10 protein-coding genes are annotated in these 8,064 nt (G+C 38.1%); 4 read left to right on the top strand and 6 right to left on the bottom strand.

Annotated features, from left to right (window positions below; all coding sequences use genetic code 11):
- From RTK36_RS11165 to RTK36_RS11175, 3 genes are all read right to left on the bottom strand, one after another.
- Nucleotides 1–541 (bottom strand): radical SAM protein (locus tag RTK36_RS11165; RefSeq protein ID WP_331655024.1); only part of this gene is annotated, 541 nt, incomplete at its 3' end.
- 75 nt (nucleotides 542–616) lie between these two features.
- A complete protein-coding gene (locus RTK36_RS11170; RefSeq protein WP_312047270.1) occupies nucleotides 617–1,171 on the bottom strand; it encodes a DUF308 domain-containing protein in 555 nt (184 codons plus the stop codon).
- A gap of 123 nt (nucleotides 1,172–1,294) precedes the next feature.
- Complete coding sequence (locus RTK36_RS11175; protein ID WP_312047229.1) at nucleotides 1,295–1,864, bottom strand: TetR-like C-terminal domain-containing protein; 570 nt, start codon at nucleotides 1,862–1,864, stop codon at nucleotides 1,295–1,297.
- A gap of 370 nt (nucleotides 1,865–2,234) precedes the next feature.
- Here RTK36_RS11175 and RTK36_RS11180 point away from each other — a divergent pair, with 370 nt between their 5' ends.
- The 4 genes from RTK36_RS11180 to ylqF all read left to right on the top strand — a co-directional run bounded on the left by RTK36_RS11180 (nucleotide 2,235) and on the right by ylqF (nucleotide 5,397).
- Nucleotides 2,235–3,173 (top strand): AEC family transporter, encoded by a 939-nt coding sequence (locus RTK36_RS11180; protein WP_312047232.1) that lies wholly within the window; start codon nucleotides 2,235–2,237, stop codon nucleotides 3,171–3,173.
- A gap of 156 nt (nucleotides 3,174–3,329) precedes the next feature.
- Nucleotides 3,330–3,674 carry a 50S ribosomal protein L19 gene (rplS, locus tag RTK36_RS11185; protein WP_312047234.1) on the top strand — a complete coding sequence of 115 codons (345 nt, stop codon included), beginning with the start codon at nucleotides 3,330–3,332 and terminating at the stop codon, nucleotides 3,672–3,674.
- Between the two features lie 157 nt (nucleotides 3,675–3,831).
- A complete protein-coding gene (lepB, locus tag RTK36_RS11190) occupies nucleotides 3,832–4,431 on the top strand; it encodes a signal peptidase I (protein WP_312047236.1) in 600 nt (199 codons plus the stop codon).
- A gap of 18 nt (nucleotides 4,432–4,449) precedes the next feature.
- Complete coding sequence (ylqF, locus tag RTK36_RS11195) at nucleotides 4,450–5,397, top strand: ribosome biogenesis GTPase YlqF (RefSeq protein WP_312047239.1); 948 nt, start codon at nucleotides 4,450–4,452, stop codon at nucleotides 5,395–5,397.
- Between the two features lie 91 nt (nucleotides 5,398–5,488).
- Here ylqF and RTK36_RS11200 read toward each other — a convergent pair whose 3' ends face one another.
- From RTK36_RS11200 to RTK36_RS11210, 3 genes are read right to left on the bottom strand one after another with little or no spacing between them, the layout of a single operon-like run.
- The gene (locus RTK36_RS11200) at nucleotides 5,489–6,118 is read right to left on the bottom strand and encodes an NUDIX hydrolase (protein ID WP_312047241.1); all 630 of its coding nucleotides are present in this window, start codon (nucleotides 6,116–6,118) and stop codon (nucleotides 5,489–5,491) included.
- A gap of 4 nt (nucleotides 6,119–6,122) precedes the next feature.
- Nucleotides 6,123–7,184, bottom strand: coding sequence for a tyrosine-type recombinase/integrase (locus tag RTK36_RS11205; RefSeq protein WP_312047243.1), 1,062 nt, complete (start codon nucleotides 7,182–7,184; stop codon nucleotides 6,123–6,125).
- Between the two features lie 3 nt (nucleotides 7,185–7,187).
- A complete protein-coding gene (locus tag RTK36_RS11210) occupies nucleotides 7,188–7,910 on the bottom strand; it encodes a tRNA lysidine(34) synthetase (RefSeq protein WP_312047245.1) in 723 nt (240 codons plus the stop codon).
- Between the last annotated feature and the right edge of the window lie 154 nt (nucleotides 7,911–8,064).

The raw sequence follows: 8,064 nt of genomic DNA on the forward strand, positions 1-8,064 counted from the left end.
TGCACAGACGGATAATATCAGCCTTTCTTACCAGGGGCTCTCCCCCTGTCAGCATATAAAAATAAACTCCCAAGGCCTTTCCCTGCTCTATCACCCCATCCATTTCTTCAAAGGATAGGTTTAGCTTGTTCCCATATTCAGCAGCCCAGCATCCGGTGCAGTGCAAATTACAAGCGCTGGTTGGATCCATAAGAATTACCCAAGGAACATTACACTGATGCTTTTCCCGCATTTTTCTAGTCGTTTTGGTGCTGTAAAAAAATGATTCAAAAACCAAATTCATTGCTGTTGTTTTGAGCACGTTTGGATGGACTTCTTCAAATATCCTATTTATGTATCCATACAATGTTGCATCCTTATCACAAACTAGCTCTCTGAAATCATCAAAATTTACATCAAATTTCTCCCCAGACATATAATTCTCTGCAAGGTTAAGGAGTTTAAGAATCATTTTTTCCCGTTCCTCCTCCGGACAATTCAATACTCTATGTATGGCTGTACTGAACGCCAGCTTTCCCGCTGTGTGTGAAAATGTTCCCATGGTAATTCCTCCCCTTTATGATTTTATTGCCAAACTGATAGGCTTTTGTTAATGAAATACCGCCCCATTCATTCCTTAGGTAACCTCTTTCACTGTATAAATCACAACCCAAAGGTTTAAGCACCCCTCTAAAAAAAAGATTAAACCCATGACATACTTTAGATTGAAAATATAAATTAGCCCATATTTTAATAACCTTTCCATAGGTGGTACAACAAAAAGGATTGCGCCCAACGCAGTAAAAACCGCCAGTATAAGAATACTCCACCATTTTTCCATCCCAAACCTCTTTGCTTCCAAGGAGGTTTGAATTTTTAAAACAGCATCTATGAAAACAGCAAATCCAATAATATTCAAAAAATTATTCTGCACTTCTTGTTTAAAGCAATAGAATAATAAACCTATCACAAGATAAAAAATCCCCATGGCAAAATCAAACTGGAATGCCAGTTGATACGTATCTTTACTAAAATAGCAAAAAAATTTTATGATTCCATATCCAATAAAAACGGCACATAAAAAATTATATAAAATATTTAACCCTATTCTTTGTCCAAAAAAGAAAAAGCAGACCCCAAATAATAGGAATAAAAGAGCCGGTATGCAAGATATGATTTTTATTTTGCTCATTGTTTTCAAGACAACACCTCCAGTATCTGCTCTTTTCAGTTTACCGTTGTACCATTGGGATTAGTATGGATAAAAAAAGAGAAATGCACAGTTTTTGGGCACTTCTCAAACTTTGTCTAAATATCAATGGCCTTTCTCTTTGTATGTAAAGCTTTTTAATGCCATCTCAACGGTATTCTCAAAAATATCAGACATCTTTCTAATAAAAATTTGAGAATCTTCTTCCATACCGCTTTTGATCCAATTAATAATCATGCCTACCACCGAAAAACGATAGTAATCGCATACAAATTTTTTATTTTCTGGAGCAATTTCTCCATCTATTCTTAGCTGCTCAATGTAATTTTGCAAAATAATTTCTGACACAGTATTTAAGTGCCCCACAAAAACCTCTCGGCTTTTAGAGTGATAAATATGGATAATGGATCCTCTATAACTGGTAATAAAGGCGGCAATGCGCTGAAACTCTTCATAACAGCTACCACCTCTCTCCTGTTCCTCTAAAACCTTATTTGTTTCCGTTTGAAAAATATCTCCCATTAGATCATAAATATCCTTATAGTAATAGTAAAAAGTATTGCGGTTAATTTCACATGCCTCCACAATATCTTTCACCGTAATTTTATCAAAAGATTTTTTCAAAAGAAGATTTAAAAAATTCTCACGAATTGCTTTTTTTGTAAACTGAGACAAGGTTATCACCCCTATATCATTATTACGCAAACTGTGCGCCCTCTCATACAAGCATACGAAAACATCTCCACTCTAATACATATAAAATACCATTAATTTGAATCAATGGAAAGGTTTTTTCTAAATTTTGTATATTTTTTAACAAATTTTGCAATTTGCTCTATAAAAGTTTATATGTCTTTTCTTTTCTTATGGTAATCTCCTTGATTCATACCTTACTTTTGTATTCCTTGCTATTTACTAGGTTTTTTGTTATTATAAAACTGAATGTAAAATAATTAAAACGGCATTTAAAATATGCTCTGATGAGCTACATAAAACAAAGTATATGGGTATTGCATCACGCCTATCAGGTACAAAGGAGAAAAATATGTTTGGTCAATTTTTTGTGTTATTTGGTTTAATGGCTGTGGGCTATATTTGCAGTAGCAAAAAGTTTTTAAATGGGGAAATGACCATCGGAATAGGAAACATCGTCCTATTTTTTACCATTCCAGCCATGTTGTTCACTACCTTAGCCAATACCAAGGTGGAACATGCTATGCTGACAAATTTTGCACTCATGGTAGGCCTACAATTTATAAGTATGCTCCTTTTCGGGCGAATTCTTCGGCAATACTACCGCTTTCGCGGATTTCAGGAAGAACTTCTGAATATGCTGGAGGTTACCGGCGCCTCCGTAAATAATGCCTTCATCGGCTTTCCCATTGCTTTAATGTTTTTTGGAGAAGAAGCCGTTGTGTATATGTCTGCCAGCGTTTTAGGGTTAAATCTTTATGTTTGGAGTATCGGGTTATATATCATTAAAGGAATTAAAGGGGAACGCTTGGGAACAATGCTTCGCACCTTACTCAAAGGTGCAATCAACCCCAATATTTCCTCCATTTTGTTGGGTCTTTTTGCCTCAGTTGTTGGGCTGATGGGGTACATCCCCGATTTTGTTCAAGAATTAATCAAATCATTGGGGGTCATTTCCACGCCTCTCTCTCTGATTTACATAGGCGCATTAACAGGAAACAGTGGTCTTAAATTATTATTGAAGGATAAAAAATCTCTAGAAGCCAGCCTTTCCAAAATGATTTTAATGCCCATTTTGGCCTTTATTTTTATTTATTTTATTCCCCTTCAACCGTTGATGAAGGCTGTGTATTTTCTTTCCTTGGCTTTGCCCTCTGCCGCCATCGTCCCTATGGTTGTGGGTCGTTATGGTGTTGGTGTAGAAACCTCTTCAAAGATGGTTATGCTTACAACGGCATTTTCCATGGCAACACTTCCTCCTTGTATTGCCATCTGCCATATTTGGGTATAATATATATGAAAAATTTTGAAATATGGGATAAAACGCTTGAAAATGCTTGCACACCTTTCTGGATTATGTTATAATTCTGAATTGTGATTACGGATGGTCCAATGATGCATCAAAGGGATGGCATCAAGAACATCTTTGTAGGAAGGAGGAAATAAAATGGATATTATTAGAGAACTGGAAAAAGAACAGCTGAAAAGCGAAGTTACTCCTTTTAATGTTGGTGACACAATTCGTGTTTTCGCGAAGGTTGTGGAAGGCACCAGAGAAAGACTTCAGATGTTTGAAGGCGTTGTAATTAAAAGACAGGGCGGCGGCATCAGAGAGACTTTTACAGTAAGACGTATTGCTTCTGGCATTGGCGTAGAGAGAACATGGCCTTTGCACTCCCCTAGAATTGACCATATCGATGTTGTAAGACGCGGTATCGTTAGACGTGCAAAACTTTTCTACTTGAGAGACAAAGTTGGCAAAGCAGCAAAAGTAAAAGAAGTACTCAGATAAAAAATTTACCTCGGTGGAACTGTTTCATCGAGGTTTTTTTCGTAGGCGACAAAGATCTTTGTCGCCTACGAAAAAAACACAGATGGATACTGATCAAACACAGTTTCAAAGTTTGATTTTTGCGTCTAAATGCACACATGTCAGGAGGAGACAACGGATGGATCAAGAGGAACAAAGCACCATGGAAGCGCAAGAACAAATTCCAGAAAAAAAGAAAAAAGAGTATCCCTTTTGGGTACAATTGCTTTTTTTACTGGCTTTGGTCTTTGTGCTTCGTACCTTTGTAATGGGAACAGTTTATGTAAAGGGTTCCTCCATGGAGCCGAACTTTCACCATGGAGATTTGGTATTTGTCAATAAATTAGCTACTTCTATAACATCCCCTAAAAAAGGAGATATTGTAATATGTCAGTTGAATTCCGATGGTCAAAAGGAAAAAATTATCAAGCGAGTAATTGGTTTGCCTGGAGATGTCATTGATCTTGTTTGGAATGGAGATAGCGAAAATGTAGAATACTATCTTTATATCAATGATGAGCTGATTGAAGAGCCCTATATCAATGAACCAATTATGACACAAGGTGATATTGATTATCCCTTTACCGTGCCTGGCGGAAGCTATTTTGTAATGGGCGATAACCGAAATGCCAGCTCGGATAGCCGAAGGGAATCCATCGGGCCAATTGCAAAAAAGAATTTATACGGAAAGGTCATATTCCGTTTATTTCCCTTTGACGGATTCGGACCGATTTCTTAAAGGAAGGAACAAATAATTATGAATATTCAATGGTACCCTGGACATATGACCAAAACACGTCGTATGATGGAAGAAACCATTTCACTGGTAGATATCGTGATTGAGCTGGTGGATGCACGCATCCCCTATAGCAGCAAAAATCCCGATTTGGATACTTTGGCAAAAAATAAGCATCGTATTATTCTTCTAAATAAATGTGACTTGGCAGACGATAGAGCCACTGCAATTTGGACAGATTATTTTGAAAAGCAAGGATTTCGTGTAATTCAAATGAACTCCCTAAAGGGAACAGGAATGAATCAGGTTACTGACGCCGCAAGAAGCCTGATGCAAGAAAAAATAGAAAAGCTAAAGGCAAGAGGCCGTATTAATGTGCCTATCCGCAGCATGATTGCAGGCATTCCCAATGTTGGAAAATCTACATTCATTAATAAGTATGTGGGAAAGGCAATGACAAAAACGGGAGATAAACCCGGCGTAACACGAGGAAAACAATGGATTAAGTTGAAAAAGGATTTCGAACTATTAGATACACCCGGTATTTTGTGGCCAAAATTTGAAGATCAAGAAGTGGGCTTAAAACTTGCCTTTACCGGTGCAATCAATGATGATATCTTAGATGCAGAAACTTTAGCTATATCCTTCCTAGACCATCTACTTCTTCGCAATGCAGAAGCCATCAAAAAACGATATCAAATTTCCTTTGATACCGCCGAGGAACCTCATGTGGTGCTACGACAAATTGCAGAAGCAAGAAGCTTTAAACTAAAGGGCGGCGAACCTGATTTGGCACGTACCGCGAAAATTTTGTTGGATGAATTTAGAGGTGGCAAGCTTGGACGCATTACCCTTGAACTGCCAGAGGACATCACTGAAATGTTGGAATCTAAAGCAGAACGAGAAGCATCTAAAACCGCAGAAGATAAAGTACGTAAGCAAAAATTTAAAGGAAAAGAAACAAAATAAAAAAAGTTCCTATTGCAAGGAGATTTCGCCAAACAATAGGACTTATTTTTTTTGCTTATAAACATGCATTCCCTTTTTACCAACCAGGCGCTTATTTCTCGCTCAAAAGAACAACAATATTTTGAATCACTTGAGCTGTAAAACCCCAAATAGTATGGCCCTTATATTCATAAAATAGCTCAGGAATATGGCATTTACTAAAAGGATACTCCTGCCCCCCTTGAATGCGGTGATAAGGAAAGCTATCCAGCCTTACCGATTCCCAAACCATATCGTGAATTTCCGGTGGAGTCTTCATGAAAAAGGATATAGGTACAGTAAAAATTTCAGCTACTTCGTCGGGATTTGGTTGAGAGTTTCGCAACACCTCATAGCATACATAGCCCAAAAACGGCTGAATAACGCCACGATACATGGTAAGCATATAATCACTTTTTCCCAATATGGAAATTTCACTTTGGGGGATGCCCAACTCCTCCTCCGTCTCTCTCAATGCTGTCTGTTCCAATCTTTCATCCACTTCGTGGTGCCCGCCGGGAAAGCAGATATCTCCCGGTTGCCGTACACCGGGTGCACGTTTATTCAATACAAAACATAGTTCACCGTTTTTTTCCGTAATCAAAGCTAAAATTGCATACCGCTGAAGCTTGAATATTGGTTCAGCCTTATGCTCTCTAAATTTTTTTGAAATTTTTTGAATATCCAGTTTTTGTTCCAACATAGGGTCAATCCTTTCTTAGCTTTATAAATGATGCAGCTTTCCGCCGCCTTTGGTCTTCAATTTCCGCATAATGCTTTTTGGTGGTATTTACATCAGCATGCCCTAGGGTGTCAGCCACCAAATATATATCCCCTGTCTCCTGATACAAATTGGTACCAAAGGTGCTTCGCAGTTTATGGGGAGATATTTTTTTCATCGTAACACCCAAAGCATATTTTTTAACTAAATTTTGTACCGCCCGCACCGTAATCCGCTTTCCTTGGGAAGATAGAAACAATGCGTCCTCATTCTCTTCCTTTGTTATTGCATTCTTTCTTTCTTCCAGATATTCCTGTAGTGCCGTTTGTACCTCATCTCCGAAATAGAGGAAAACTTCATTTCCACCCTTGCGAATGATTTTTATAGCATTGTTCTTAAAATCTATATCTTTTATATTTATGCCGACACATTCGGAAACGCGCATGCCGGTTCCTAAAAGTAGCGTCGTTATAGCTAAATCCCTTTTTTTTGTTCGCTCATGATACACCTTTTGGTGATCCGAAAGCTTCCCTCCTGATTCAACGGCATCCAAAAAATCCGCCATTTCATTCACATCCAGACGAATTATTTGTTTATCATGAATTTTAGGGGTTTCCACGATAGTGGCAGGATTGGCTGTTACCTTCTTCTTCTTATAATAGTATTTGTACATAGAACGAATTGCTGCCAATTTCCGAGACTTACCTTTTTCATCATTGTGTAGTTCTGCACCGTTCTCAGGGTTCTCATAATCAGGCCTGATATAATAAGAAAGATACTCCATAAAGCAATCAATATCATCCGAGGTAATTTCATTCAAGCTTTCCACCGCCAGCTTTCCTCGTTCTATCCCTCCCAAGGTTCGATGCTCCTCAAAAAGATAGCGAAAAAAGATACGTAAATCATAGGCATATCCTAATCTTGTTTTTGTAGATGTGGTTTGGGCAATTCCACGGAAAAACTCCGCCAGAAAAGGTGGTAGCTCTTTTTGAATCTCCCGAAGTCGTATGGTCTCTATATTTTTTAACTTCTCATGATAAGTCGACATGGATTATATCTCCCCATTCCATCCCTTTAAATTGGAACGCTTGATGGCACCAAATACTTTTTCCTGAAGATTATCATAGTTTTTGGAAAGCTCCGCCAAAAGTTCCTTTGTTTCCTGTCGCTTTGTATTTCCATCTGCAAGGCAAGGATTTTTCACTATATTAATTTCGCTTTTCACAACAAAGCTCTTTGCCTCCCCTTCCGGAACATACATTAATGGACGTATGGAATAAATCTTCTTTCTGTCCAAATAACTCACAGGGGCAAAACAATTGATTCTGCCTTCATAAAATAAAGACATAAAAAAGGTTTCAACCACATCATCCTTATTATGCCCTAATGCCACCTTATTACAGCCCAGTTTCTCTGCTGCATCATTTAAGGCGCCTTTGCGCATTTTGGCACATAGTGAACATGGATTTGGCTCTTTTCTTTCATGAAAAACAATTTGACCAATATCCGTCTTAACAACGGTATAATGCACGCCAATTTTGTCACACAATTCCTGAATATCATCATACACAGCTCCTGGAAGCCCTAGGGAAACGGTAATTGCTTCTATCTCAAAATGCTTGGGATAAAACCGCTGTAAGTGTTTTAAGGCTAACAATAGGCAGATGCTGTCCTTGCCACCGGAAACACCAATGGCAATCTTGTCACCCTCATCAATCATATTGTAATCATCTACGGCACGACGCACGTAGCTAAGTAATTTTTGCAGTTTCATAAAGAAATTCTCCTCTTTCGATTTTTTGCTTATTCGTAATTATATCATAAAAGCGTAGAAATTTGGCAACAAACAGAGAAAACTCTAACGAGCTTAGAAGGCTTCTCTCTGTTTGCGCCCTTTTGCGGAGCAAAAGACCGAGAAGTCCGTGACT

The organism is Anaerotignum sp., assembly GCF_031981185.1.
Classification (GTDB): domain Bacteria; phylum Bacillota; class Clostridia; order Lachnospirales; family Anaerotignaceae; genus Chakrabartyella.

Coding starts and splice junctions, on each gene's coding strand:
- lepB (WP_312047236.1), top strand. CDS start 3,832: ATGGATCAAGAGGAACAAAGCACCATGGAAGCGCAAGAACAAATTCCA.
- ylqF (WP_312047239.1), top strand. CDS start 4,450: ATGAATATTCAATGGTACCCTGGACATATGACCAAAACACGTCGTATG.
- RTK36_RS11170 (WP_312047270.1), bottom strand. CDS start 1,171: ATGAGCAAAATAAAAATCATATCTTGCATACCGGCTCTTTTATTCCTA.
- RTK36_RS11180 (WP_312047232.1), top strand. CDS start 2,235: ATGTTTGGTCAATTTTTTGTGTTATTTGGTTTAATGGCTGTGGGCTAT.
- RTK36_RS11210 (WP_312047245.1), bottom strand. CDS start 7,910: ATGAAACTGCAAAAATTACTTAGCTACGTGCGTCGTGCCGTAGATGAT.
- rplS (WP_312047234.1), top strand. CDS start 3,330: ATGGATATTATTAGAGAACTGGAAAAAGAACAGCTGAAAAGCGAAGTT.
- RTK36_RS11200 (WP_312047241.1), bottom strand. CDS start 6,118: ATGTTGGAACAAAAACTGGATATTCAAAAAATTTCAAAAAAATTTAGA.
- RTK36_RS11205 (WP_312047243.1), bottom strand. CDS start 7,184: ATGTCGACTTATCATGAGAAGTTAAAAAATATAGAGACCATACGACTT.